Annotated in this window: 22 protein-coding genes; 19 read left to right on the plus strand and 3 right to left on the minus strand. The window is 71.3% G+C overall.

All coding sequences use genetic code 11. The features are described 5' to 3' along the window. Window positions 1-67: 67 nt before the first annotated feature. The 3 genes from AB0N78_RS07915 to AB0N78_RS07925 are packed head-to-tail and all read right to left on the minus strand — an operon-like array spanning window position 68 to window position 4,421. Window positions 68-2,311, minus strand: a complete 2,244-nt coding sequence (locus tag AB0N78_RS07915; RefSeq protein WP_363388019.1) for a transglutaminaseTgpA domain-containing protein — start codon at window positions 2,309-2,311, stop codon at window positions 68-70. Then, window positions 2,308-3,474 (minus strand): DUF58 domain-containing protein, encoded by a 1,167-nt coding sequence (locus tag AB0N78_RS07920; protein ID WP_363388022.1) that lies wholly within the window; start codon window positions 3,472-3,474, stop codon window positions 2,308-2,310. The genes AB0N78_RS07915 and AB0N78_RS07920 overlap by 4 nt, the downstream gene beginning before the upstream one ends. Next, window positions 3,474-4,421, minus strand: a complete 948-nt coding sequence (locus tag AB0N78_RS07925; protein ID WP_363388269.1) for a MoxR family ATPase — start codon at window positions 4,419-4,421, stop codon at window positions 3,474-3,476. The genes AB0N78_RS07920 and AB0N78_RS07925 overlap by 1 nt, the downstream gene beginning before the upstream one ends. 415 nt (window positions 4,422-4,836) lie before the next feature. On the opposite strand from AB0N78_RS07925, the gene mraZ reads away from it, so the two are divergent. The 19 genes from mraZ to AB0N78_RS08020 all read left to right on the plus strand — a co-directional run bounded on the left by mraZ (window position 4,837) and on the right by AB0N78_RS08020 (window position 25,995). Further along, on the plus strand, window positions 4,837-5,295 hold the full coding sequence (gene mraZ, locus AB0N78_RS07930) for a division/cell wall cluster transcriptional repressor MraZ (protein WP_363388272.1): 459 nt from the start codon (window positions 4,837-4,839) through the stop codon (window positions 5,293-5,295). A gap of 222 nt (window positions 5,296-5,517) precedes the next feature. Continuing rightward, window positions 5,518-6,525 carry a 16S rRNA (cytosine(1402)-N(4))-methyltransferase RsmH gene (gene rsmH / locus AB0N78_RS07935; protein ID WP_363388025.1) on the plus strand — a complete coding sequence of 336 codons (1,008 nt, stop codon included), beginning with the start codon at window positions 5,518-5,520 and terminating at the stop codon, window positions 6,523-6,525. After that, window positions 6,522-6,917, plus strand: a complete 396-nt coding sequence (locus AB0N78_RS07940; protein WP_363388028.1) for a hypothetical protein — start codon at window positions 6,522-6,524, stop codon at window positions 6,915-6,917. The genes rsmH and AB0N78_RS07940 overlap by 4 nt, the downstream gene beginning before the upstream one ends. Then, a complete protein-coding gene (locus tag AB0N78_RS07945; RefSeq protein WP_363388031.1) occupies window positions 6,914-8,749 on the plus strand; it encodes a penicillin-binding protein 2 in 1,836 nt (611 codons plus the stop codon). Before AB0N78_RS07940 ends, AB0N78_RS07945 begins: the two co-directional genes overlap by 4 nt. A 53-nt stretch (window positions 8,750-8,802) precedes the next feature. Further along, window positions 8,803-10,368, plus strand: coding sequence for a UDP-N-acetylmuramoyl-L-alanyl-D-glutamate--2,6-diaminopimelate ligase (locus AB0N78_RS07950; RefSeq protein WP_363388035.1), 1,566 nt, complete (start codon window positions 8,803-8,805; stop codon window positions 10,366-10,368). Continuing rightward, window positions 10,365-11,789, plus strand: coding sequence for a UDP-N-acetylmuramoyl-tripeptide--D-alanyl-D-alanine ligase (gene murF / locus AB0N78_RS07955; protein ID WP_363388038.1), 1,425 nt, complete (start codon window positions 10,365-10,367; stop codon window positions 11,787-11,789). The genes AB0N78_RS07950 and murF overlap by 4 nt, the downstream gene beginning before the upstream one ends. Further along, window positions 11,786-12,862, plus strand: a complete 1,077-nt coding sequence (gene mraY, locus AB0N78_RS07960; protein ID WP_363388041.1) for a phospho-N-acetylmuramoyl-pentapeptide-transferase — start codon at window positions 11,786-11,788, stop codon at window positions 12,860-12,862. The genes murF and mraY overlap by 4 nt, the downstream gene beginning before the upstream one ends. After that, window positions 12,859-14,271 carry a UDP-N-acetylmuramoyl-L-alanine--D-glutamate ligase gene (gene murD, locus AB0N78_RS07965; protein WP_363388044.1) on the plus strand — a complete coding sequence of 471 codons (1,413 nt, stop codon included), beginning with the start codon at window positions 12,859-12,861 and terminating at the stop codon, window positions 14,269-14,271. The genes mraY and murD overlap by 4 nt, the downstream gene beginning before the upstream one ends. 11 nt (window positions 14,272-14,282) lie before the next feature. After that, entirely contained in the window at window positions 14,283-15,542 is a 1,260-nt protein-coding gene (gene ftsW / locus AB0N78_RS07970) for a putative lipid II flippase FtsW (protein ID WP_363388047.1), read from the plus strand. Between the two features lie 52 nt (window positions 15,543-15,594). After that, a complete protein-coding gene (gene murC / locus AB0N78_RS07975; protein ID WP_363388050.1) occupies window positions 15,595-18,597 on the plus strand; it encodes a UDP-N-acetylmuramate--L-alanine ligase in 3,003 nt (1,000 codons plus the stop codon). Between the two features lie 156 nt (window positions 18,598-18,753). Next, a complete protein-coding gene (locus AB0N78_RS07980) occupies window positions 18,754-19,974 on the plus strand; it encodes a cell division protein FtsQ/DivIB (protein ID WP_363388053.1) in 1,221 nt (406 codons plus the stop codon). A 161-nt stretch (window positions 19,975-20,135) separates the two neighbouring features. Further along, window positions 20,136-21,392 carry a cell division protein FtsZ gene (gene ftsZ / locus AB0N78_RS07985; protein WP_363388056.1) on the plus strand — a complete coding sequence of 419 codons (1,257 nt, stop codon included), beginning with the start codon at window positions 20,136-20,138 and terminating at the stop codon, window positions 21,390-21,392. 8 nt (window positions 21,393-21,400) lie between these two features. After that, the gene (gene pgeF / locus AB0N78_RS07990; RefSeq protein WP_363388059.1) at window positions 21,401-22,135 is read left to right on the plus strand and encodes a peptidoglycan editing factor PgeF; all 735 of its coding nucleotides are present in this window, start codon (window positions 21,401-21,403) and stop codon (window positions 22,133-22,135) included. Between the two features lie 108 nt (window positions 22,136-22,243). Beyond that, on the plus strand, window positions 22,244-22,732 hold the full coding sequence (gene sepF, locus AB0N78_RS07995) for a cell division protein SepF (protein WP_363388062.1): 489 nt from the start codon (window positions 22,244-22,246) through the stop codon (window positions 22,730-22,732). A gap of 3 nt (window positions 22,733-22,735) precedes the next feature. Continuing rightward, on the plus strand, window positions 22,736-23,032 hold the full coding sequence (locus AB0N78_RS08000; protein ID WP_363388065.1) for a YggT family protein: 297 nt from the start codon (window positions 22,736-22,738) through the stop codon (window positions 23,030-23,032). A gap of 153 nt (window positions 23,033-23,185) precedes the next feature. Then, window positions 23,186-23,875, plus strand: coding sequence for a DivIVA domain-containing protein (locus AB0N78_RS08005; protein WP_363388068.1), 690 nt, complete (start codon window positions 23,186-23,188; stop codon window positions 23,873-23,875). A gap of 117 nt (window positions 23,876-23,992) precedes the next feature. Further along, window positions 23,993-24,445, plus strand: coding sequence for a TraR/DksA C4-type zinc finger protein (locus AB0N78_RS08010; RefSeq protein ID WP_363388070.1), 453 nt, complete (start codon window positions 23,993-23,995; stop codon window positions 24,443-24,445). Between the two features lie 31 nt (window positions 24,446-24,476). Beyond that, complete coding sequence (lspA, locus tag AB0N78_RS08015) at window positions 24,477-25,067, plus strand: signal peptidase II (RefSeq protein ID WP_363388073.1); 591 nt, start codon at window positions 24,477-24,479, stop codon at window positions 25,065-25,067. Then, on the plus strand, window positions 25,060-25,995 hold the full coding sequence (locus tag AB0N78_RS08020) for an RluA family pseudouridine synthase (RefSeq protein ID WP_363388076.1): 936 nt from the start codon (window positions 25,060-25,062) through the stop codon (window positions 25,993-25,995). The genes lspA and AB0N78_RS08020 overlap by 8 nt, the downstream gene beginning before the upstream one ends. Window positions 25,996-26,044 lie beyond the last annotated feature (49 nt).

A 26,044-nucleotide genomic window follows, 5' to 3' on the forward strand; every position in this document is an offset into this window, starting at 1 on the left:
CGTGGGCGTGCGCGTTCGTGGGCGATGCGGCGGGCGCGTGTTGACACCGAACTGCGGCAACCGCCGCTCAGCGCCGACCCGTCGCCTCCCGTGCACCGCGCACATCGTCGACCACCGCATCCACCCACCCGTGCAGTTGCTCCGCGGATACCGCCCGCGGACTCTCCGCGTACCGCTGTCCCTCCACCGCCTCCACCAGTCCGGTGAGCGCCTCCTGGGCCGCCGCACCCAACGGCCGACCCCGGGCTCGATCCACCTGCGCGCGGATGTCCGCACCGACCTGCCGCGGCGTGCGGGCATCCGACCAGCTCACCGACTGTCGACGCAGCCGCGACCGCAGATCGGACCAGGCACGTTCTGGCGTCCACTCGGCTGCCGGACGTCGCCGGGTCAACACCACCCCGGCCACGATCCCGACCGCGAGCAGCGCGACCACCAGCACGATCAGCCCGGGGTCGGGCGCATCGGCGTTCGGCGACTGCGGGGCGTCCAGTCCGGCGGCGGCGCTGCTGGACGCGCTGGCAGCGGCGGAGGCGGATGCGGCAGCCGACGCGCTGGCGGCCGCGCTCGGTGCGGTGCTGGCGGAGGGATTCGCGGTGGCCGGGTTGCTCCAGCTCGGTGGGGAACCGGTCTGCACCGCGGGGGTCGGCTCGAACCGGACCCAGCCCACCCCGGGGAAGTACAGCTCCGGCCACGCGTGCGCATCAGCTCCGGTGACCGCGTAGTCGCCGTCCTCGTCCAGGCTGCCCGGCAGGAACCCGACACCGAGCCGGGCGGGGATCCCGAGCATGCGGGCGAGCATGGTCATCGCTGTGGAGTACTGCACGCAGTAGCCGCGGCGGCTCTGCAGGAAGTCCCAGACCGCGTCGCCGGTCTCGCCCTCGGCCACCGAGGTGTCGTAGCGGAACTGGGTGGTGTCGCGGAACCAGGTCTGCAGGGCCAGCGCCTGATCGAAGACGGTGGTGGCCTCGGCGGTGAGGTCGGCGGCGATGGTGCGCAGCTCGTCCTCGTACTCGGTGGCGGGCACCTCCAGGTAGGGCAGCACCTCCTCGGGCAGGTCGCCGGTGGCGGAGCGGAGGTGGCCGGCGGTCAGCTCCGGCACCTGGACGACCATCGCGTAGCTCTCGGCGACGTCGGTGCGACCACCGACCACCTCGTCGCGTGCGGCGTCGTAGGCCCACGGCTCGCCGATGTCGACGGTGCGCGGGAAGACGGTCACCGGTAGCCGCTCCTCGCGCAGCGCGCCGACCACCATGTCGAGTCGGATCAGGGTGCCGTCGGTGGGGTTCGGGGTGGTGCCGAGCAGGGTGGGGTCGGAGGTGAGCAGTGTGCTGCGATCCCAGTCGGTGAGGTCGCCCGTCTGATCCCGGGACCAACTCTGTCCGTCGAAGTCCTGCAGGGTGAAGGAGCGCAGCGGTCCGGCCAGCTCGGCGGTGGTGCGCGGAGCGTCAGCATCGGTCTGACCCACCGGATTCACGGAGTAGTGCAGCACCACCTGTTCGGACTGCGGCCCGAGGCTGTCACGCAGGTCGAGGTCATCGGCGAGTCGGACCGCGCCCATCGCCCCGGTGCCGGACACCAGGGGGCCGGACCAGGACCAGATCGGCAGGGCGGTCAGGGTCGGCACGCCGACCACGGCCAGCACCACCACGATGGCGGCAGCGATCAGGCCGATGCCGGTGGAACGGCTCGGGCGACGACGGGCGCGGGTGGGCACCGGCCTCGGCCTGCCGAGCAGGATCAGCAGCAGGTAGCACAGCCCGGTCCCGAGCAGCGCCCACCAGCTCCCCGGGAAGCCGAGGGTGGCGGCAGGCACCCAGAGCGCCGCCAGGGCCACTCCGCTGAGCGCGGGCATTGCACATCCGATGGCAAGCAGGTCGGCGGCGAGGAGCAGCACCAGCACCGCCGCCACGATCAGCAGTTCCACCGGACGGGCGACGTCCAAGGGCACCACACCGTCCTGGATGGCGGTGATCCCCTCACGCGCCAGACGACCGACCCGTCCGGGGGAGTCGCCATCCGGCAGCAGCGGCACCGTGCCCGCGCCGTAGCCGACCAACACCCCATAGCCCACCGTCAGGACGCCGACGGCAGTGGGTAGCCAACGCGAGGTCGTCAGGGCCCGGGTTCCCGCGACCAGGGCCGCGGTGCCCAGCAGGCCAAGGGTCAGGGGGGTCAGCCACGGTCCGGTGGTGACCAGCGCGCTGAACGCGCCCAGGGCGCTGAGCATGCCGAGGACCAGTACGAGGGTCGACAGCAGTGCCCGACCGGTGTCGGGGCGGAGTCGGGACGGGGCGGTGCCGGTGCTCATGCCACGCTGCCCAGCGCCAGCCACGTCGCCGTGGGATCGGCACCGGGCTCGACCTGCACCACGCGCCAGCCGGCCCGCAGCAGATCCCGGGCGGTGGCCCCGTCGTCGGTGCCATGGATGATCGCCCAACACGGACGCGCCGTGCTGAGCCCAGCTAGCGCGGTGCGCAGTGCGCTGGTCGGCGCCCCCAGCACAGCGACCACCAGTCCGACGCCGGAGTCTGTGCTCTCCACCGTCCGGATCTGCGCGAGCAGGGCGCGGTCGGCGGCCTCGCGATCCGGTTGCCCGGTCAGATCGACCGTCGCGTCCAGGAGCGCCGTGCGGCTGCCAGTGCCCGGGTGCGGCCCATCGGTGAGCAACTGGGTCGGGTGCCCGGCGGCGTGCAGGGCGAGCGCGGCGGAGGCGGCCATCCGGATGCTCCATTCCAGCGCCTCACCCGCGGGGGCGGGATCGAGCAGCACGGAGGCGGTGCGCACGCCGGCGTGCTCGTCAGTACGGACCAGCAGGCCGCCCCGGCGCGCGGAGGAGGCCCAGTGCACCCGCCGCAGGTCGTCGCCGACCTGGTACTCGCGCAGGGCGGCGTCGTCCGAACCGGGGGAGTGCGCACCGATCACGGGCCGGTCGGGTTCGGCCAGCAGCAGGGTGCGGGGCGCGGGCAGCTCCACCACATCGGGCCACACGCTCAGGTCCTGCGGGTCGCCGAGCGGTCCGCGGATCCGGGCCACCCCGAACGGGTCGGTGCGGGTCACGGTCAGCGGCCCCATCGTCCAGCGTCCCCGGCGCTGCGTGGTGACCTGGTACCCCAGTGTGATCTGGTCCGGTCCCCGGGTGACGCGGGCGCGCAGCGGTCGTCCGCCGGACAGTTCGGTCGCCGCCTGTTCGCGTAGTTGGAGCTCCCCTGCGCGCGGCCCGGTGACCTGGACCCGGACCTGGGCGAGCTGGCCGACCTGCGCTGGGTCGGGCTGTGCGCTGCGTTGGACTCGGTAGCCGCGCCGACCAGGGCGAGCGTCGGCGGCGAGGATCAGCACGCCGACCACTGTGGCCAACACCGGGATCGCCCCGAGCACCAGCAGGTCCGGCGAACCGACGGCGATCGCCCCGACCATCACGCCGAGTCCGAGCAGCACCATGCCGAGGCCGCGACCGGTCGGACGCAGGTGCATCAGCTCGCGGCGGAACGGATCGAGACGCGGCTGATCGGTTCAGAGGTGGGCACCGGGACCTGCCGCACCAGGTCGGTGATCACGTCAGTGGGAGTGCGCCCGGCCAATCGCGCCTCGGCGGACGGGATGACCCGATGGGCGAGCACCGCGGTGGCGAGCTCCTGGACGTCATCCGGCAGCACATGGGCACGACCGTCCACCGCGGCCAGGCCTTTGGCGGCGCGCAGGAGCTGGATGGAGGCGCGCGGTGAGGCACCCAGTCGCAGTGCCGGGTCCGTGCGGGTGGCACCGACCAGATCGACCACGTACCGCTTGACCGCAGCTGAGGCGTGCAGTCCCCGGGCGGTGGCGATCATCCGGGAGACCTGCGCTGCGTCGGTCACTGGGGTCAGATCGGCCAGGGGGTCGGCGGCCTCCTGCGCGTCCACCATGGCCAGCTCGGCGTCGGGATCGGGGTAGCCGAGGCTGAGCCGGGCCATGAAGCGGTCGCGCTGGGCCTCGGGCAGCGGGTAGGTGCCCTCCATCTCCACCGGGTTCTGGGTGGCGATCACCAGGAAGGGCTGGGGCAGCGGGTGGGTCCGGCCGTCCACGGTGACCTGGGCCTCCTGCATCGACTCCAGCAGCGCGGACTGGGTCTTGGGCGACGCGCGGTTGATCTCGTCACCGATCACCACATGGGAGAACAGCGGGCCGGGCCGGAACTCGAACTCCTGGGTGGCCGTGCGGTAGATCGTCACGCCGGTCAGGTCGCCGGGCAGCAGGTCAGGGGTGAACTGCACCCGGCCGACCGTGCAGTCGATGCTGCGGGCCAGCGCCTTGGCCAGGGTGGTCTTGCCGACACCGGGCACGTCCTCCAGCAGTAAGTGCCCCCCGGCGAGCAGCACCGCGACGGTGGTGCGCACCACCTCGGGGCGGCCACTGATCGCGTGATCCAACGCGGTCCGCATCGCCGCCGCGGTGTCCAGCAGCTCGGTGGTGGCCTCGCCGTCGTGCGGTCCCGCAGGTGGCATCGGAGAACTCCTCTGTCGTCGTCTGGGCACGAGGGTAAGCGGACCGCGGGCGACGGCGGGAGGTGAAGTCACCACCTCCTCCACTTTCCTCCCCGTTCGGATGCCAATCCGCGGTGCGGGGTGGTCGCGGGGGCTTCTGGCGGCGATGACGACGCGCCGGAGGTCGAGGGGACAGCCTGAATCCCTCCACAGCCCTCCACTCGATCTGACCTGCATAAACGCGCGAGAAACCTCGGGATTCACCCCGTGTTCTCACTCGCGGTGGAGGAAAGTGGAGTACCGTGGGGCCATCGGGTGCCGACGGGTGCCCGGAACGCACCGGGGAGGTGGCGCGATGGGACTGGAGCAGGCGATGGCCGGCTTCGGTACCGGCGTGCCCTTCCTCGGTACCCACACCCCGCGTCTGGACGAGAAAGGACGGCTGATCCTCCCCGCCAAATTCCGTCCTCAGCTCGCCCAGGGTCTGGTGATGACCCGAGGTCAGGACCGCTGCGTGTTCCTGCTCCCGCTCGATGAGTTCGCGCGGATGCACGACAAGCTCCGGCAGGCCCCGGTGACCAGCAAGCAGGCCCGTGACTACCTGCGCGTGTTCCTGTCCGGAGCCTCCGACGAGGTGCCGGACAAGCAGGGCCGGGTGTCGATCCCCCCGATGCTGCGCAGCTACGCCGGTCTGGACCGGGACGTGGCCGTGATTGGTGCCGGGACCCGGGTCGAGATCTGGGACCTGCAGGCCTGGGAGACCTACCTGGCCGCACAGGAGGCCGGCTACGCCGAGACCGCCGAGGAGGTGTTCCCCGGCGGAGCGTTCTGATCCACCCGCTGTACCTGATCCACCCGCAGTACCAGCCGCGTGTCACCCGAGGTCCCGCCTCCCGCCCGATGAGGTCTCCTCCCGGTTCTTCTGACGTCACTTCCCCGGCGTCAGAAGCCCGGTGGGGGATCTGGTCGGACGGCTGGAGGGGCTGGCCGACCACCACCGTCCGTCGCGCCGGGCCCGTGAGCCCAGCGCCCGTCCACCGGAAGCGAGGAGCGCATGAGCACGAGCGACGCCGCCCAGCGGCACACGCCCGTACTGTTGCAGCGCTGCCTCGACCTGCTCGGCCCCGCACTGGCTGAGCCCGGTGCGGTGATGATCGACGCGACGCTGGGCATGGGTGGGCACACCGAGGGCGTGCTGGACGCGATCGGCACCGTGCGGGTGATCGGCATCGACCGGGACCCGCAGGCGCTGGAGCTGGCCTCCGCCCGTCTGGCCCGGTTCGGTGACCGCTTCACCCCGGTGCACGCGGTCTATGACGAGATCCCTGACGTGTTGGACGAGCTGGGTCTGCCCGGGGTGCACGGCGTCCTGATGGACCTCGGGGTGTCCTCGTTGCAACTGGACGAGGCCGAGCGCGGCTTCGCCTACGCCCAGGACGCCCCGTTGGACATGCGGATGGACCCGACCCGGGGTCGGACCGCCGCCGACGTGCTGGCCGAGTACGACGAGGCCGAGCTGGTCCGCATTCTGCGTGAGTACGGCGAGGAGCGCTTCGCCGGACGGATCGCTCGCCGGATCGTGCAGTCCCGGCAGACCACGCCGATCCAGCGCTCCGGTGAGCTGGTCGACCTGATCCGCGCCAGCATCCCGGCCGCGGCACGTCAGAAGGGCGGCAACCCCGCCAAGCGGACGTTCCAGGCGCTGCGGATCGAGGTCAACGACGAGCTGGCCGTGCTCGGTCGCGCGGTGCCCGCCGCGGTGGAGGCGCTGCTGGTCGGCGGCCGGATCGCCGTGGAGTCCTACCACTCGCTGGAGGACCGCCTGGTCAAGCGGTCCTTCGCCGCCGGAGCCGTCACCAGCGCCCCACCCGACCTGCCGGTGATCCCCGAGGACCACGCCCCCTACCTGCGTCTGCTCACCCGCGGCGCGGAGGAGGCGGATGAGGCAGAGATCGCCCGCAATCCGCGCTCGCAGTCGGTCCGACTCCGGGCCGCTGAGCGGCTTCGTCCCACCCCCCGTCACATGTTGCCCGCCCCGACAGCACCCAGGAGATCCGCATGAGCGCCGAGCAGGCCGTCCGCGCCCGGGCCCTCCCGCGGCCGTCCGCCCCCGCCGAGCCGCGCAGCACACCGCGTCTGCGTTTGGTCCGGCCTCCGGCGCAGGCCCGCACCCATGTGCCGTTTGTGGTGGTGTGCATGGCCGTGCTGGTCGTCGCCCTGCTGTCGGCGCTGCTGCTCAACACCCGGCTCGCGGCCGGCTCCTACGAGCAGCACCAGTTGGAGTTGCAGATGGCCGAGCTGGCGCGCACTGAGCAGGACCTGTCCGCGCAGTTGGACGCGAACCGTTCCCCGGCGCAGCTGTCCGAGCGGGCCGCGGCGCTGGGCATGCAGCCGGCCGGTTCCACCGGGTGGTTGCGGTTGGCCGACGGCACGGTGCGCGGAGCGGGCCAGTGAGCACGCAGCCCGGCCGCAACGCCAACCGGAGCGCGCGCACCCCCCGACCCACCCAGCGTCCGCACGCGCCGATCCGGGACCGGGTCGGGCCGCGGATGGCCAACCTGTCCCAGCGCCGCAGCGTGCTGGTGGTGCTGGTGGCCGGGCTGCTGACCGTCTTTGCCGGACGGCTGATCTATGTGCAGGGCGTGGCCGGTGACGCCATCGCCGCTGAGGCGAAGGCCAGCCGGATGACCACCTCGCAGCTGATCGCCCAGCGAGGGGAGATCACGGACACCAACGGCGTGGTGCTGGCCACCTCGGTCACCCGCTACAACATCGCGGTCAACCAGAAGCAGCTGGCGACCTGGTCGACGGTCAAGGACGGCACCACGCTGTCCGGTGCCGCCGGTGCCGCCGAGCTGCTCTCGCCCATCCTGGACATCAGCGCGGCCGAGCTGGGTGCCACCCTCCAGGGCGACGCGGGCTTCCGCTACGTGGCCAAGGGCGTGCTGCCGGAGGTGTGGCAGGCGGTCCGCGAGTACCGGATCAACGGGATCAGCGCCGAGCAGGTCGCCGAGCGGGTCTATCCGAACGGCAACACTGCGGGCAACGTGCTCGGCTGGGTGAACGGCGACGGGGTGGGTGCCGAGAGCATCGAGCGGTTGATGAATGACGAACTCGCCGGTGTCGACGGTCAGACGGAATATGAACGTGGACGGGGCGGTCAGCTGATCCCCGGCGGCTACGAGGACACTGTCGCCGCGCAGGACGGCCGCAACTTGCAGCTCACGATCAGCACCGATCTGCAGTTCCGTGCGCAGCAGGCCATCGAGCAGCAGGTGGCCACCACCGGTGCCGACTCGGGCTCGATTGTCGCGCTCAACGTCAAGACGGGCGAGATCCTGGTGCTGGCCGAGTCGGCCACGGTCGACCCGAACAACCCCGGCGTGGACCAGAGCCTGCTCGTCGGGTCCAAGTCGGTCACCAACGTCTTCGAGCCCGGCTCCACCGCCAAGGTGATCACCATGGCAGCGGCGATTGAGACCGGCGTGACCGACCCGCTCGGTCAGTTCACGGTCAACGACCGCTACACCACCTCCAACGGACAGACGTTCAAGGACTCCCACGACCACGCGCCCCAGCGCCTGACCACCACCGGTGTGCTGGCGCAGTCGTCCAACACCGGCACCGTGATGATCGGGCAGAACATCCCGGAGGAGACCCGGTACGACTATCTGCACCGCTTCGGATTCGGTCAGAAGACCGGCATCGAACTCCCGAGCGAGGCCGCGGGCAACCTCAAGGCCGCCGAGGACTGGGACGGTCGCACCAAGTACGCGGTGCTCTTCGGGCAGGGCCTGTCGGTCACTGCGCTGCAGGCCACCGAGGTCTTCGCCACTATCGCCAACGACGGGGTCCGGATCGCACCGCACCTGGTCAAGGGCTGGAGCGACGACGACGGCACCTTCACCCCTGCCGAGCCCGCCGAGCAGACCCAGGTGGTCTCGCCGGAGACCGCGCAGACCGTGCTCACCATGATGGAGAGCGCCGTGGACGAGGGCACCGGGTCCACCGCGGCGATCCCGGGCTACCGGGTGGCCGGCAAGACCGGAACCGCGCAGAACTGGGACCAGAACGGTAACCAGGGCATCACGTCCTCCTTCATCGGTGTGGCCCCGGCGGACGACCCGGCCATCGCGGTCTCGGTGGTGCTGCACAACCCGCGCACCTCCGAGTGGGGTGGCACGGTCGCCGGTCCGGTGTTCAGCCAGATCGCGGGCTACGCGCTGACCGAGCTGGGTGTGGCTCCCTCGGGTGCCCCGGCGCAGCTGTTCCCCACTGAGTGGTGAGCGCCACCCGCGTCGGCTCGGGTGTGAGCGCCCCGCGCGGTAGATTCGTGCCCATGACGTCCCCGCAGGGTCGGTTGCGCCCCGAGCAGCCCCACCGCCGCCGGGTCGCCGACCTCGCCGAAGCCTTCGGGCTGACCGTCGAGGGCGCTCCGCTGCCGTCGGACCTGCTGGCCTGCGGGGTCACGGTGTCGAGTGCGGAGGTCGAGCCCGGCGACGTCTTCGTGGCCGTGCCCGGTGCCAAGGTGCACGGTGCGCGGTTCGCGGCTGACGCGGTCGAGGCCGGCGCGGTCGCGGTGGTCACCGACCGGGCGGGTGCGGCATCCGCCGTGGAGCTGGGTGTGCCGGTGCTGATCGCCGACGACCCGCGCGCGCTGGCCGGGCACCTGGCCGCGGAGCTGCACCAACACCCGGGGGAGCAGCTGACCACCGTCGGGGTCACCGGCACCAACGGCAAGACGACCACCACGTACTTCGTCGACGCGGCGCTGCGTCGGGCACTGGGTGAGACGGTGCTGATGGGCACCGTCGAGCTGCGGATCGGGGACCAGGGGATCGAGAGCCCGCGCACCACCGTCGAGGCACCGGTGGTGCACTCGATGCTGGCCCGCGGTCTGGAACTCGGCCTGCGCGCCTCTGCGATGGAGGTGTCCTCGCACGCGCTGGCCCTGGGCCGGGTGAACGGTCTGGTGCTGTCCGTGGCCGGGTTCACCAATCTGCAGCGGGACCACCTGGACTTCCACGGGGATATGGAGGGGTACTTCCGGGCGAAGGCCCAGCTGTTCACCCCCGAGCACGCCCGCCACGCAGTGATCGTGGTGGATGACGAGTGGGGTCGACGCCTGGCTGCCGAGACCACGATCCCGGTGGACACCGTGGCCACCCACGTCGGTGCACCCGAGGGGCAGACCGCGGACTGGGCGGTGGTCGAGGCGGATATCGGTCTGGACGGTGTGGGCTCGCACTTTGTGCTGCGCGGTCCGGACGGGGCACGGCACGCTGCGGTCAGCCCGCTGCCGGGTCTGGTGAATGTGTCCAACGCGGCCTTGGCCATCGTGATGGCGCACCGCGCCGGTGTGGACCTGGATGTCGCCATCGACGCCGTCGCCCACGCCCATGCGATCCCGGGCCGGATGGAGCGGGTAATCGAGCGCGCCCCGGGCCGCCCGCTCGGGCTGGTCGACTACGCCCACACCCCGGACGCCCTGGTGTTGGCATTGGAGGCGGTGCGGCCGATCACGCCGGGCCGGCTGATTATCGTCTTCGGCTCCGACGGGGACCGGGACCAGGGCAAGCGCCCGATCATGGGGCAGATCGCCGCCCGCCTCGCCGACGTGCTGGTGGTCACGGACGAGAACCCCCGCTCGGAGGACCGGGCCGCGATCCGCGCCGCCATCCTGTCCGGGGTCCGCGCCGAACGCCCCACCCTGACCGACGTGTACGAAGCCACCAGCCGCCGTCAGGCCATCCACGACGCACTTGACCTCGCCGAGGAGCAGGACACCATCATCATCACCGGCAAGGGCCACGAGCCGACTCAGGAGATCGCCGGGGTCTTCCACCGGTACAACGACCGCGACGTGCTGCTGGAGCACGACTTCGGAGCGGAGCCGACCGCGTGATCGCCTGGACCGCACAGCAGGTGGCCGAGGCGACGGGCGGACGGCTGTCGCAGGTCGATCCCACCGTCATGATCACCGGACCGGTGGTCACCGACTCCCGCCAGGTCGAGCCCGGGTCGCTGTTTGTCGCGCTGCCGGGGGAGCACGCGGACGGCCACGACTTCGCGGCTGCAGCGGTGACCGACTCCGGTGCGCACCTGGTGCTGGCCGCCCGGGAGCTGCCCGGGGTGCCGTCGGTGATCGTCGAGGATGTCGAGGTGGCCCTCGGCGAGCTGGCCCGGGCGGTGCTGGCCGCTCTGCGTGAGGCCGCGCTGGAGACCCGGGAGACCCTGACCGTCATCGGGATCACCGGCTCGGTGGGCAAAACCACCACCAAGGACCTGCTGGCCCAGATCTGCGCCAGCGCGGGGCCGACTATCGCCCCGGAGAAGTCCTTCAACAACGAGATCGGCCTGCCACTGACCGTGCTGCGCGCCGACGAGTCCACCCGGTTCCTGGTCCTGGAGATGGGCGCCTCCGGCATGGGGCACCTGGAGTACCTCACCCGGATCGCCCCGCCGGATATCGCCGTCGTCCTGGTGGTCGGGCACGCCCACCTGGGCGGATTCGGCGGCATCGAGGCCGTCGCACAGGCCAAGTCGGAGATCGTCTCTGGTCTGCTCCCCACCGGGGTCGCGGTGCTGAACGCCGACGACTCCCGGGTCGCCGCGATGGCATCCAAGGCACCCGGTGACGTGCTGACCTTCGGCACCACCGAGGCCGCGGATGTGCGCGCACTCGACCTGCGGGTTGACCGGGCCGGGCGGGCAGCGTTCACCCTGGAACTGCGCGATGGGCAGCGCGCCGATGTGCAGCTGCGGTTGGTCGGCGAGCACCACGCGCACAATGCGCTGGCGGCGGCCGCGACCGCGCTGACCGCCGGACTGTCCCTGGAGCAGGTCGCCACCGCGCTGAGCGGTGCCGAGGCGCTGAGCCCGCACCGGATGCACGTGGTGGACCGCCCGGACGGCATCACGGTGATCGACGACTCCTACAACGCCAACCCCGACTCGATGCGTGCGGCGCTCAAGGCCCTGGCGGTGCTCGCCGGTCGCGAACGGCGCTCGGTGGCGGTCCTGGGGGAGATGATGGAGCTCGGCCCGGATTCCCGGGTGGAGCACGAGGCGATCGGACTGCAGGTGGTCCGGCTGAACATCGGACTGACCGTGGTGGTCGGCGACGGCGCGCGCCCGATCGCCGCGGGTGCGGTCCGGGAAGGTTCCTGGGGCGAGGAAGTGCTGTTCGTGGACGACGTCGACCAGGCGGCCCAGGTGCTGTCCGAGGAGCTGCGACCCGGCGACGTCGTGCTGGTGAAGTCCTCCAACGGCTCCGGCCTGTGGCGGCTCGGTGACCTGCTGATCGACGGGGAGGTGTCCGCGTGATCTCCGTGATGGTCGCCGGTGGCGTCTCCATGCTGGTGGCGCTGTTCGCCACCCCGTTGTTCATCCGGTTCCTGGTGGCCAAGCAGTACGGCCAGTTCATCCGTCAGGACGGACCCACCGCGCACCTGACCAAGCGCGGTACCCCGACGATGGGCGGTGTGGTGATCATCGCCGCCACCTTGCTCGGCTGGTTGGTGGCGGTGCTGATCAGCGGCACTACCCCCAGCGCCTCGGCGATGCTGGTGCTGTTCCTGATGACCGGGCTGGGCGTGGTCGGGTTCCTGGACGACTTCATCAAGATCTCCCGGCAGCGGTCCCTGGGTCTGAGCGCCCGGTGGAAGATCGTCGGACAGGGACTGGTCGGCATCACCTTCGCGGTGTTGGCGCTGCAGTTCCCGGACTCCCTCGGCCGCAGCCCCGCGTCCACGCAGATCTCCTTCATCCGGGACACCCACCTCGACCTGGCCTTCGCCGGGGTTGCGGTCGGAGCGGTCCTGTTCGTGATCTGGGCGAACTTCTTGATCACCGCCTGGTCGAATGCGGTCAACCTCACCGACGGGTTGGACGGGCTCGCCACCGGTGCCTCCCTGATCGTCTTCGGCGCGTATGTGATCGTCTGCGTCTGGCAGTTCAACCAGCGCTGCGGGGCCGACCTGGCCGCCCGCTGCTACGCCACCCGTGACCCGCTGGACATGGCCGTGGTCGCCGCGGCGATCACCGGTGCCTGCCTGGGCTTCCTGTGGTGGAACGCCAGCCCGGCCAAGATCTTCATGGGCGACACCGGCTCGCTGGCCCTCGGCGGCGCGCTGGCCGGCATGTCCATCGTCACCCGGACCGAGATCCTGGCGGCGATCCTCGGTGGGCTGTTCGTGATCATCGTGCTGTCCGACGTGATCCAGATCGGCTTCTTCAAACTCACCGGCAAACGCGTGTTCAAAATGGCGCCGCTGCATCATCACTTCGAGCTCTCCGGCTGGGGCGAGGTCACCATCGTGATCCGGTTCTGGCTGATCGCCGGGCTGTTCGTGTCGCTCGGCGTGGGGATCTTCTACGCCGAGTGGGTGGCGGGTTGACCCAGCTGGACCGGGTGCTGGTCGCCGGGCTGGGCGTCTCTGGTCGGGCTGCCCGGGATGTGCTGACCGCCCGCGGGTCGACGGTGCTGGTCGCCGACGATCACACCGCCGAGCTGTCCCTGGATCAGGCGCGCCAGCACCTGTCCGGGGTCGACCTGATCGTGGTGTCCCCGGGGATCGCCCCCCACCACCCGCTGCTGGTCGACGCTCGCGCCGCTGGACTGCCGGTGTGGAGCGAGGTCGAGCTGGCCTGGCACCTGCGGGTGGATCGTCGTGACGGTGGGGGACCGGCACCCTGGCTGGCCGTCACCGGAACCAACGGCAAAACCACCACGGTGGAGATGCTGACCAGCATCCTGACCGCCCACGGCGAACGGGCCGCGGCGGTCGGCAATGTCGGCACTCCGGTGGTGCTGGCCGCCACCGACCCCGACTTGGACGTGCTGGCCGTCGAGCTGTCCAGCTTCCAGCTGCACCACACTGAGTCGATGGCCGCCGAGGCCGCCGCTGTGCTCAACCTGGCCGCCGACCACCTGGACTGGCACGGGTCGATGGCCGCCTACGCCGCGGACAAGGGCCGGATCTTCACCGGTGTGCAGCGCGCCTGCATCTACAACGCCGCCGACCCGGCCACCGAGGACCTGGTGCGGGAGGCGGATGTCGCCGACGGGGCCATCGCGGTCGGCTTCACGCTGTCCACCCCGGGGCTCGGTCAGGTCGGGCTGGTCGAGGACGTGCTGGTCGACCGGGGCTTCGCCGCCGAACGGCGCACCCACGCCGCCGAGCTGGCCACCTTCGCTGACCTGGCCCACCTGGCACCCGGGGGGTCGGCGCTCGCCCCGCACACCGTGCAGAACGCGCTGGCCGCGGCGGCCCTGGCCCTGGCCCACGGTGTGTCACCCGCATCGATCCGGCAGGGTTTGCGCGACTACCGCCCCGGCGCGCACCGGATCGCCACCGTCGCCGAGCTGGACGGTGTGCGCTGGGTGGACGACTCCAAAGCCACCAACGCCCACGCTGCCGCTGCCTCGCTGGCCGCTTTCGCGCCGGGCAGCGTGGTCTGGATCGCCGGCGGACTGGCCAAGGGCGCGCACTTTGACGACCTGGTGCGCAGCCGTGCCGACCGGCTTGCCGCCGTGGTGCTGATCGGGGTCGACCCCGAACCGCTCGGGCAGGCTTTGGCCCGACACGCCCCCCAGGTTCCCGTCGTCCGGGTCGATCCCGGCGAGACTGGGACCGTGATGGCCCGGGCCGTCCACGAGGCCCGTCGATTCGCGACGGATCTCGCGGCGCCGGACACCACGGTGCTCCTGGCGCCGGCGTGCGCCTCCATGGATCAGTTCTCCTCCTACGCCGAGCGGGGAGAGGCCTTCGCGGCCGAGGTGCGCGCCATCCGACCGGCGCGGTGAGGAGAGCGGGTATGGCCCAGACCACCAGCGCCGCGCCCCGGGTCCGTACCGTTCCCGCCGACGAGGGAGCACCGGAGCCCGGCCGTCGTCCCAAGCTCGGCCAGTGGAACTCGGCGGTCACCAGCTACTACCTGCTGACCGGTGCCACCGCGCTGCTGCTAGTGCTTGGCCTGGTGATGGTGCTGTCCTCCTCATCGGTGGACTCCCTGGCCGACGGCAAGTCGCCCTACGCGGTGTTCTTCAACCAGGCGCAGTACGCGCTGATCGGTCTGCCGGTGTTCTGGCTGGCCTCCCGACTGCCGGTGTCCTTCTACCAGAAGTTCGCCTGGATCATCCTGATCGGTGCCATCGTGATGCAGCTGCTGGTCTTCACCCCGCTCGGGGTCGGCCAGGGTGGCAACCGGAACTGGATCGCCATCGGCGGCTTCACCGCGCAGCCCTCGGAGGCGGTCAAACTCGCGCTGGCGATCTGGCTCGGTGCGGTGCTGGCCCGCAAGCGACACCTGCTGCTGGATTGGAAGCACGCGGTGATCCCGGCGCTTCCGGTCGCACTGGTCGCCATCGGCGTGGTCTTGATGGGGCACGACCTGGGCACCGCCATGGTGATGATGATGTTGGTCGCCGGGGCGCTGTTCGTCGCCGGGGTGCCGATGCGGATCTTCGGATTCGCCGGGGCGCTGGCAGTGGTCGCCGCCGCCGGACTCGCCCTGACCAGCACTAACCGCATGCAGCGGATCACCGACTGGTTCTCCGGGGAAGCCGACCTCAGCGCGGGTGGGTATCAGACTCTCCATGGCACGCAGGCGCTGGCCACCGGTGGCTGGTTCGGCCTCGGACTGGGCCAGAGCCGGGAGAAGTGGTCCTACCTGCCCGAGGCGCACAACGACTTCATCTTCGCGATCATCGGCGAGGAACTCGGCCTGATCGGCACCCTGTTGGTCCTGCTGCTGTTCGCGCTGCTCGCCCTGGGGATGTTCCGGATCATCGCCCGGCACCCCGATCCGGTCGCCCAGATCACCACCGGTGCCATCGCCGCGTGGATCATCGGACAGGCTCTGGTGAACATGGGCGTGGTGGTCGGGCTCCTGCCGGTGATCGGCGTGCCCCTGCCGCTGGTGTCCGCGGGTGGGTCCGCGCTGATCATGACGCTCGGCGCGCTCGGCGTGGTGGTGTCCTTCGCCCGGAGCGAGCCTGGTGCCGCCGAGGCGCTGTCCGCCCGGCCGCATGTGCTGCGCCGCTCGCTGGCCGTGATCGGACGGGTCCGGCGCTGAGCTGCCCGATGTTCCTGCTTCCTGTTTCACCGCATCGCCTTCCGGAGGAATCGTGACCACTGCCGACCAGCCCGTCGCCGAGGACGTCATGCCCCGGGCGGTGCTGCTGGCCGGTGGGGGCACGGCGGGACACGTGAACCCGCTGCTGTCGGTCGCCGAGGAACTGCGCGCCCGCGACCCCGAGCTGCACCTGGCCGCGCTCGGCACCGCTGAAGGTCTGGAGTCCCGGCTGGTGCCCGAGCGGGGCCTGGACCTGTTCACGGTGCCGAAGGTGCCGCTGCCCCGGCGTCCCACCCCGGACTGGTTCCGGCTGCCCCAGCGGCTGCGCAGTGCGGTGGATGCCGCGGGGGAGGCCATCGACGCGATCGGCGCGCAGACGGTGGTCGGCTTCGGCGGCTACGTCGCGACCCCGGCCTACCTGGCGGCCCGCAACCGGGGCATCCCGGTGGTGATCCACGAGCAGAACGCCCGCCCGGGGCTGGCCAACCGGCTGGGAGCGCGCTGGGCGGAGTCGGTGGCGGTGACCTTCCCGGGCACCCGGTTGCCGGGGGCGGTGGTCACCGGGCTGCCGCTGCGCCCGGAGATCCTCGGTCTGTTGACCGACCGCGCCGAGGACCCGGTCGGCACCCGACAACGCGCCGCCGCCGAGCTCGGCATCGACCCGACCCGACCGGTGCTGCTGGTCACCGGTGGGTCACTGGGCGCGCTGTCGATCAACACCGCCGTCGCTGCCCAGGCCGCCGCTGTGCTGGCCACCGGAGCCGAGGTGCTGCACCTGACCGGTGCGGGCAAGGGCGACGCAGTCCGTTCTGCGGTCCGCGGTGTGCCGGGTGCCGAGCGCTACCACGTGCGCGAGTACTTGGGCGAGATGGAGCAGGCGTTGGCCATCGCCGACCTGGTGCTCTGCCGCGCCGGGGCCGGCACCGTCTCCGAGCTGGCCGCCCTCGGTATCCCCGCGGTTTACGTCCCGCTGCCGGTGGGCAACGGTGAGCAGAAGCTGAACGCGCAGCCGGTGGTCGCCGCTGGTGGTGGCCTGCTGGTCGCCGATGACGACCTGACCCCGGCCTGGTTCGCCGAGCACCTGGTCCCGCTGCTCAAGCCGCAGGCCGCCAGGCGCCGGGCCGAGATGGGTCAGGCCGCCGCTGCCATCGGGGTGCCGGATGCCGCCGCACGGGTCGCGGATCTGGTGCAGGAAGCGCTGACTGTGGGCGCTGCCCGTGCCGCCGAGGCTGCCAGCCCGTCACGCCCGTCTGGTCAGGTCGACGAGGACGAGGACCCCATCGAGGTCGGATCGGCCGAGGGTGGGTGGGCGCAGGACACTCCGGTCGAGGACGCGCTCCCCGTCGATGAGGACGCCGCGGCGTCGACACCGACCACTGCCGACCACAGCGTTCCGGCCACGCTGATCGACCCGGCAGATCCCACCACCTTCGGCACCGTGCACCTGATCGGCATCGGCGGGGCCGGAATGTCGGCCATCGCCGGGCTGCTCGCGGACCGGGGTCTGCGGGTGCAGGGTTCCGACGCGCAGGAGGGGCCGGCGGTGGCCGGATTGCGCGCCGCCGGGGTCACGGTGCTGATCGGCCACGATGCCGCCCACCTGGACGGCGTGGACACCGTCGTGGTCTCCAGCGCGATCCGGGAGACCAATCCGGAGCTCGCCCGCGCCCGCGCCCTCGGCCTGCCGGTGCTGCACCGCTCCCAGGCGCTGGCTGCCCTGATGGACGACCGGATCTCCCTCGTGGTCGCTGGGGCCCACGGCAAGACCACCACCTCGGCGATGATCGCCTCCGCCCTCACTGCGGTGGGTCGCCAGGACACCGTGCTCGACCCGTCCTATGCCATCGGCGGCACCATCCGCACCGACGCCGGTCCGTTGCCCGGGCATCGCACCGGGGCAGGACGGGCCTTTCTGGCCGAGGCCGACGAGTCCGACGGGTCGTTCCTGGCCTACCAGCCTGCCGTCGCGGTGATCACCAACATCGAGCCGGACCACCTCGACCACTACGGCTCGGTGGACGCCTTTGAGCAGGCCTTTGTCGACTTCACCGCCCGGGTCCGGCCCGGTGGGGCGCTGGTCGCCTGTTCTGACGATGACGGTGTGCAGCGCCTCTTGGCCCAGGTCGAGGAGGAGCTGACCGGTCGAGGCGTGCGGGTGCTGCGCTACGGTCGCACCGGATCGCCGGACCTGCTGCTCGGTGACACCGCCCCGGCCCGGGACATCTGGCGGACCCCCCTGACCTCACAGCTGGACGGGCTGCCCGGCGCCACCCTTGAGCTGCGTGTGCCCGGTGACCACAATGCCGCCGACGCCGCCGCCGCTTACCTGGCCGCTTGGGCTGCCGGTGCGGATGTGGTCGACACCGTGCGCGGGCTGGCCGAGTTCCAGGGCACCGGTCGCCGGTTCGAGGACCGCGGAACCGTCGCCGGGGTCCGGGTGGTCGACGATTACGCCCACCACCCCACCGAGGTCGCCGCCCTGCTGCGCACCGCCCGTGAGGTCGCCGACGGCGGGCGGGTGCTCGCGCTGTTCCAGCCGCACCTGTACTCGCGCACCCGTACCTTCGCCACCGAGTTCGCGCAGGCACTGGAGCTGGCGGACCTGGCGATCGTCACCGACGTGTATGCCGCGCGGGAGGACCCCGACGCCAGCACCTCTGGTGAGACCATCACGGCACTCGCCACCGAGCCAGGACGACTGCGTTCCGTCCCCGGTCGGGAGGATGCGGCCCGTGCCATGGCCGCCGAGGCGCGTCCCGGTGACCTGGTGCTGACCGTGGGTGCCGGGGATGTGACCGCGCTGGGTGCGGTCATCCTCACCGCGCTGACCGAGCAGGCCGCTCCCGATGCCGCGACCGTGCCCGCGCAGTCGAAGGGCGACGCTGCCGCGCCTGCTGCGGCCAACGCTGCCGCGGCTGCGGAAGCCGACGTCCAGCGCGAGCGTGAGACCCAGCCCGATTCGGCCGCGCAGGGCGCGCCTGACACCCACCCCGAGTCCGACACCCACCCCGAGTCCGACACCCGTACCGAGGACAACGCCCCGGAGCGGGGCTGATCCGTGAGACCGCAGCGTCCCCGCCCGCCGCAGCCCCGTCGTCCCGCCGCCCCACGGAGACCGGCGGCTGCTTGGCCGACGCCCGGCGAGGCCGAACGACCCACCCGCGCGGCAGCATCCGCCCCGGAGCGCATCTCGCCGACGGGGGGAGAGGACGTGTTCCTCGGGTCGGAGGACGCCACCGCGCCGCTGCCGGCTGCCCGACCGCGCACCGCAGCGACCCGTGCCGCGCGCACGGGCAGCACGCCGACATCCCGCGCGGGGTCCGCTGCCCACCAGACCGGGGGAGCGTCCGACACCCGTGCGGGAGCGACCGCCACCCGCGCCGGTGCCACAGCCGACGCGCGCACCGCAGCCACCAGCACCCGGACGGGGACGACCGCCACCCGCGAAGCCGCGTCAGTCGACGCACGCACCGCGGCGTCCGACACGCGCACCGGTGCAACCCAGATCCGCGCGGGTGGTGCTCCGGCCCGTACCGGGGTCTCGCCTGCCGTGCGTGCCTCGTCATCGTCCCGCCGCCCGGGCCGGACGTCCGGCGCTGCCGCGTCGAGTGGTGCCCTCGCGGCCCGGCGCACCGCTCCGGTCACCCCCTCCGCCGGCGTGGTGGCGCAGGGCTCGGCGGCGCGATTCGCCGAGCGTGCCCGGGCGCACCGTCGGCTCACCCAGCGTCGCATCCTGATCGCGGCGGGTGCCGTGGTCGCGGTGGTCGGGGTGGCCTGGCTGTTGTTCTTCTCCCCGGTGTTGGCGCTGGACGCGACCCAGGTCGAGGTCTCCGGCGCGGACAGTGTGGTGGCGATGGACCAGGTGCAGGCCGTTGTCGACAGTCGGGACGGGGTGCCGCTGCCCCGGGTCGACACCTCGGCGCTGCGTTCGGAGCTGTTGGAGGTCCCGGGGGTGCGCGACGCCACCGTCACCCGCCAGTGGCCACACGGGTTGAGCGTGGCCCTGGTCGCGCGGGAGCCGGTGGCAGCGGTGCCGGAGGATGCCGACGTGGTCCAGTCCGCCGAGGGCACCCCCGCCGGTGCGGGTTTCGCCCTGGTCGATGAGGAGGGTGTCCAGGTCGGCCGCGCCGACGCGCCGCCGGAGGGCCTGCCGGTGGTAGCGGTCCCGGTAGGGGAGGAGCGGGTGCTGTCCGCGGTGCTGGGCGTGCTCGAACAGCTGCCCCCCGATCTGCTCGCCCAGGTCGGCGAGGTCGCGGCCACCACCCAGGACTCGGTCAACTTCACCCTGCGTGACGGTGCGACGGTGGAGTGGGGCAGTGACCAGGAGTCCGCCTTGAAGGCGGCGGTGCTCGGCGCATTGCGGGCCGCCCCGGAGACAGCCGGAGCCGCGCGGTACGACGTCTCCGCCCCGACAATGCCCGTGGTCGGTTGACGCACATCACCCGGTCGATCCGACACGCGCGGCGTGGCACGTTGATCGCATCCGGCCCGGCACATACGGTCCCACCCAGACAGAAATGACATAACTGTAACCCTCTACTTGAGGGTGAAGGTTCGTCCGGCACGTGAAGACGAAGACGAGAGGCACCCACCGTGGCAGCTCCGCAGAACTACCTGGCGGTCATCAAGGTCGTCGGCATCGGCGGCGGTGGCGTCAACGCCGTGAACCGCATGATCGAGGTCGGCCTCAAGGGCGTCGAGTTCATCGCGGTGAACACCGATGCCCAGGCACTCCTGATGTCGGATGCCGACGTCAAACTGGACGTCGGGCGCGAGCTCACCCGCGGACTCGGCGCCGGTGCCGACCCGGAGGTGGGGAAGAAGGCCGCCGAGGACCACGCGGAGGAGATCGAGGACGTCCTGCGCGGGGCCGACATGGTCTTCGTCACCGCGGGTGAGGGTGGCGGTACCGGCACCGGTGGCGCTCCCGTCGTCGCCCGGATCGCCCGCTCGCTGGGTGCGCTGACCATCGGTGTGGTCACCCGGCCCTTCCAGTTCGAGGGGCGTCGCCGGTCGGTGCAGGCCGACGCGGGCATCGAGGCGCTGCGTGCCGAGGTCGACACCCTGATCGTCATCCCGAACGACCGGCTGCTGTCCATCGCCGACCGCTCGGTGTCGGTGCTGGACGCCTTCCGTTCCGCCGACCAGGTGCTGCTCTCCGGTGTGCAGGGCATCACCGACCTGATCACCACCCCCGGCCTGATCAACCTGGACTTCGCCGACGTGAAGTCCGTGATGCAGGGTGCGGGCTCCGCGCTGATGGGCATCGGCTCGGCCCGGGGCGAGGACCGCGCGGTCCAGGCCTCCGAGCTGGCAATCAGCTCGCCGCTGCTGGAGGCCAGCATCGACGGTGCTCACGGCGTGTTGCTGTCCATCCAGGGTGGCTCCGACCTCGGTCTGTTCGAGATCAACGAGGCGGCCCGTCTGGTGCAGGAGGCCGCGCACCCGGAGGCGAACATCATCTTCGGTGCGGTCATCGATGACGCGCTGGGCGACGAGGTGCGGGTCACCGTGATCGCCGCGGGCTTCGACGGTGGTGCGCCGACCAAGCGCGACGACCGTGCGCTCGGTCAGGTCGGACGGTCCGCCACTCAGGCACCGGCCAGCATCCCGCCCGCGCAGTCGGTCGCCCCCGCTGCTCCGTCGGTGCCGCCGACCACCGGTGCGCACGCCGCGGTGCACCCGCAGCCGGTCGACCCGGACGCCGAGGGCGAGGGCGTGCCCGCCTTCTTGTCCCAGGAGCAGGCCGCCGAGCGCACCGCTCAGCTCGAGGTCCCGCCGCGGATCTACGAGGAGGAGACCTCGCGTCGTCGTGACGACGACCTGGATGTGCCCGACTTCCTGAAGTGACGGACCTGGTGCCTGACGGCGCGGTCATCGAGGTCGATCTCGGCCCGGGTGTCCGCGCCGGCTTCACGTCCAGGCTCGGCGGAGTCAGCCCGGCCCCATGGGACACGCTCAACCTCGGTATGGCGGTCGATGACGATCCCGCGCGGGTCGCCCAGAATCGCGCCCGGGTGCAGCAGTGGGCTGGGGTGCCGCTCAGCTGGGGTCAGCAGGTGCACGGCACCGCCGTCCGGCTGGTCGACGGCGAACCCCGGACTGGCGACTGCGATGCCCTCGCGGTGCTGACCCGGGGCAGGGGCGCTGCGGTGCTGGTGGCCGACTGTGTCCCGGTGTTGCTCGCTGACCCCGAGGCCGAGCTGGTCGCCGCGGTACACGCCGGACGTCGCGGACTGCTCGCCGGTGTGCTGCAAGCGGCCCTGGCCACGCTGACCGCCCACGGGGCACGGACCACACACATGCGAGCCGCCATCGGCCCGTGCATCCGCGGGTCGCACTACGAGGTGCCCGCCACGATGCGAGACGAGGCCGCAGCGATTCTGCCCGCCACCGCCTGCACCACAGTCGACGGAACTCCCGGGTTGGATCTGCCGGCCGGTGCGCGCGCCGTCCTGACCGAGGCGGGCGTGCGTCAGATCCTCGACACCGAGCTCGACACCGCCGTCGACCCGCGGTTCTTCTCCCATCGTCGAGCGCAGCGAGCCGGCACCACCACTGGTCGCAGCGCCGGTGTGATCGCACTGGTCTAGCCCGATACTCCCGTGATCTTCCGGGCGTGTCGCACAGGGCTGGTAGGAATCCGTTGCTAGCGTGACCGCGCAGGACATGTCAGTTTTCCGCAGGATGGAGTGACCGCGATGGCCGGAGCGCTGCGCAAGACCATGTTGTACCTCGGACTTGCCGACGACCGTGGCGAGCACGAGCAGTACGTCGACGAGTACGACGAGCCGGAGGCGACGATGGTGGACGACTTCGAGGCCGAGGTGACCCCGCTGCGCCCGCAGCCGTCGCCCTCGCGTCCGCTGACCGAGCCGACTCCGTCGCCCTCGCACGAGGGGGAGATTCGCCGGATCACCACCATCCACCCGCGCTCGTACAACGACGCGCGCAAGATCGGTGAGGCGTTCCGCGCGGGCACCCCCGTCATCATGAACCTCTCGGATATGGATGACTCGGACGCCAAGCGTCTGGTCGACTTCGCCGCGGGTCTCATCTTCGGACTGCACGGCGCGATTGAGCGGGTGACCAACAAGGTCTTCCTGCTGTCGCCCGCCTCCGTGGAGATCTCCGGTGGTGTGGAGCGCCCGGGCGAGACCTCGCGCGGCAGCTTCTTCAACCAGAGCTGACGGATGCGCATCATCCTCGGGGTGCTCCAGGTCGCCGTCCTGCTGTTCATCCTGGTGTTGTTCGCGCGGTTGATTCTGGACTGGGTCCGGGTCTTCGCCCGCGAATGGCGTCCCCGAGGAGTCGCACTGGTGGTCGCGGAGGCGGTCTACACCGTCACTGACCCGCCATTGCGGTGGCTCCGCCGGATCATTCCGCCGCTGTCGCTGGGCGCCGTCCGGCTCGACCTCGGCTTCATGGTCCTGGTGCTCGGCTGTTGGTTCCTGTTCTCCATCCTGGGGGTGCTGGCCTCAGGCGTGTAAGACCCAGCGGGTCCGGCCCGCAAGCACGTTTTTCGAACATGACGACGATCTGTCGCTCCGGAGACGTGCAGAAACGTGATTGTCCGATACGGTGAGCCGAGGTGGTCGGCGGACTACCACCGGCTTGACCCAGTTCGACAGAAGGTGACGACGATGGCACTGCTGACTGCAGACGACGTCCTGAACAAGAAGTTCCAGGCGACCAAGTTCCGTGAGGGCTACGACCAGGACGAGGTCGACGACTTCCTCGACGAGGTCGTCAACACCCTGCGGGAGACCCAGGCTGAGAACGACGACCTCAAGGGCAAGCTCGCTGCTGCCGAGCGTCGGATCGCCGAGCTGAGCCGCGCCGGTGCGCAGGCCACCCCGGCCTCCGCCCCCAAGCCGGAGCCCGAGGCCGAGAAGCCGGTCTCTGCGCCCGCGCCCGTCGTGCCGGCCCCTGTTGCCGCTCCGCAGGCCACCGCGCCGGTCCAGCCTGCTGCGCCCCAGCGGCAGAGCGAGCCGGAGTCCGCCACCGGCATGCTGGCCCTGGCTCAGAAGCTGCACGACGACTACGTCCGCTCCGGTCAGGAGGAGGGCGACCGTCTGGTCACCGAGGCCAAGACCCAGGCTGCGCGCATCGTCCGTGAGGCCGAGGACACCTCGGCCCGCACGCTGGCCCAGCTCGAGGAGGAGCGGTCGATGCTGGACCGCAAGATCGACGAGCTGCGGGTGTTCGAGCGCGACTACCGCACCCGGCTCAAGAGCTACCTCGAGAACCTGCTCGGCGACCTGGACAACCGTGGGTCGGCGCTGCCGCCCCGTGGCGCGCAGGGCTCCAGCCCGGCCGCCAACCAGATCTGACGCAGCTGATTCGTCACCTCACAACACACCACGCCCGCTGGTCGGGCGTGGTGTGTTGTGCGTTGTGGGCAGGGCACATACGCTGCGCGGACTCCCCGAGAGAACAGGACGTCGCCCGTGGCTCTGAACGAATCGCTTGACGCACGCCCCGCCATCCCCGACCTGTCCGACGCGGCCGAGCGGTTCCCGGTCCGCGCGGGGGAGGACCCGTGGTCTCCGGAGGAGGTCCGGGCGATCGCCGACGAGCTGCTCGCCGACCTCGACCGTCTCACCGCCGAGCTCGCCAGCGCCGATCACGAGCTGAACGAGCTGCTGCGCAACTCCGGCGACGGCGCGGGCGACGACCAGGCGGACAGTGGCTCTTCCGCTCTGGAACGTGAGCACGAGCTGACCCTGGTCAACAACACGCGGGACATGTTGCAGCAGAGCAACCGCGCGCTGGAGCGGATCGCCGCCGGTACCTTCGCCCGCTGTGACTCTTGCCATGAGGCGATCGGGAAGGCACGGGTGCAGGCCTTCCCGCGCGCTGTGCTCTGTGTGTCCTGCAAGCAACGCGAGGAACGACGCTGAACAGCCCGCGCGCTGCGTAGACTCCTGCCCGATGTCGACCAACCCCACCGAGTCCACCTCGGTCACCGCGTCCCCACGTCGTCCCCGTCTGATCTGGCTCATCGCCTTGGCGGTCGGTGTGCTGATCGTCGACCAGGCGACCAAGGCGTGGGCGCTGTCCGGGTTGGTCGAGGGTGTCCGCCATCCGGTGCTGGGCGACGCACTGGGCATCCAGCTGCTGTTCAACCCCGGTGCCGCTCTCGGGCTGGCCACCGGCACCACCTGGTTGCTCACCCTCATCGCGCTGGTGGTGATCGTGGTGATCGTGCGGGTGTCGCGACGGCTGGGCAGCACCGCCTGGGCGGTGGCGCTGGGCCTGCTGCTCGGTGGTGCGCTGGGCAATCTGATCGACCGGTTGGTGCGTGAGCCCGGTTTCGGTCGGGGGCACGTCATCGACTTCATTGCCTATGCGGACTGGTTCGTGGGGAATGTCGCCGACATCGCCATCGTGGTCGCCGCCGGGTTGCTGATGGTCCTGTCGTTCCGGGGGATCCGACTGGACGGCACCCGCGAGGGCGCGGAGGCCGTCGCCGACGAGCGTCCGACGGGTCTTGAGGATGCGGACAGCCGCGCCGATGGCTGAGCAGCGCAGCTTTCCGGTTCCGGACAAACTGGCGGGTGAACGGGTCGACGCCGCCCTGTCCAAGATGCTGGGCCTGTCCCGCACCCGTGCGGCGGAGTTGGCCGAGGCCGGGCATGTCCGCGTCGACGGTGTCGAGGTCGGCAAATCCGCTCGCCTGGTCCCGGACGGCTGGCTCGAGGTCGAGTTGCCCGAGCCCGAACCCGTCGGACCGCCGATCATCGCTGAGGACGTGCCCGAACTGCGGGTGGTGCATGACGATGACGACATCGTCGTGGTGGACAAGCCGGTGGGAGTCGCCGCACATCCCTCACCCGGCTGGACCGGGCCGACCGTGGTCGGGGTGCTCGCCGCGCGCGGGTACCGGATCGCCACCAGCGGGGCCGCCGAGCGTCAGGGGGTGGTGCACCGATTGGACGTCGGTACCTCCGGGCTGATGGTGGTCGCCAAATCCGAACACGCCTACACCGTGCTGAAGCGGGCGTTCAAAGAGCGCACGGTCAGCAAGATCTACCACGCACTCGCCCAGGGGCATCCCGAGCCCACCACCGGCACCATTGACGCCCCGATCGGACGCCACCCGGGCAGCGACTGGAAGTTCGCGGTCGTTGCCGATGGCAAGCCCTCGGTGACGCATTACGGGGTGCTGGAGATGCTGCCCGCCGCCTCCCTGTGCGAGGTGCATCTGGAGACGGGGCGCACCCACCAGATCCGGGTGCACTTCTCCGCGTTGCGACACCCGCTGGTCGGCGATCTGACCTACGGCGCGGACCCCACGCTCGCCGAGAAAGTCGGGCTGTCCCGGCAGTGGTTGCATGCGATGCGGCTCGGCTTCGACCACCCGGCGACCGGTCAGTACCTGGAGCTGACCAGCGCTTACCCGGCCGATCTGGCCGCCGCACTGGAGACGCTCCGGGACGCCTACCGCTGAGTGAGCTTCCCCACCCGACGTCCTGCCTGGAGCGTCGGAGGTCGACCTT

This window comes from Cellulomonas sp. NPDC089187 (assembly GCF_040685135.1).
In the GTDB taxonomy this organism is placed as follows: Bacteria; Actinomycetota; Actinomycetes; order Actinomycetales; family Cellulomonadaceae; genus Cellulomonas.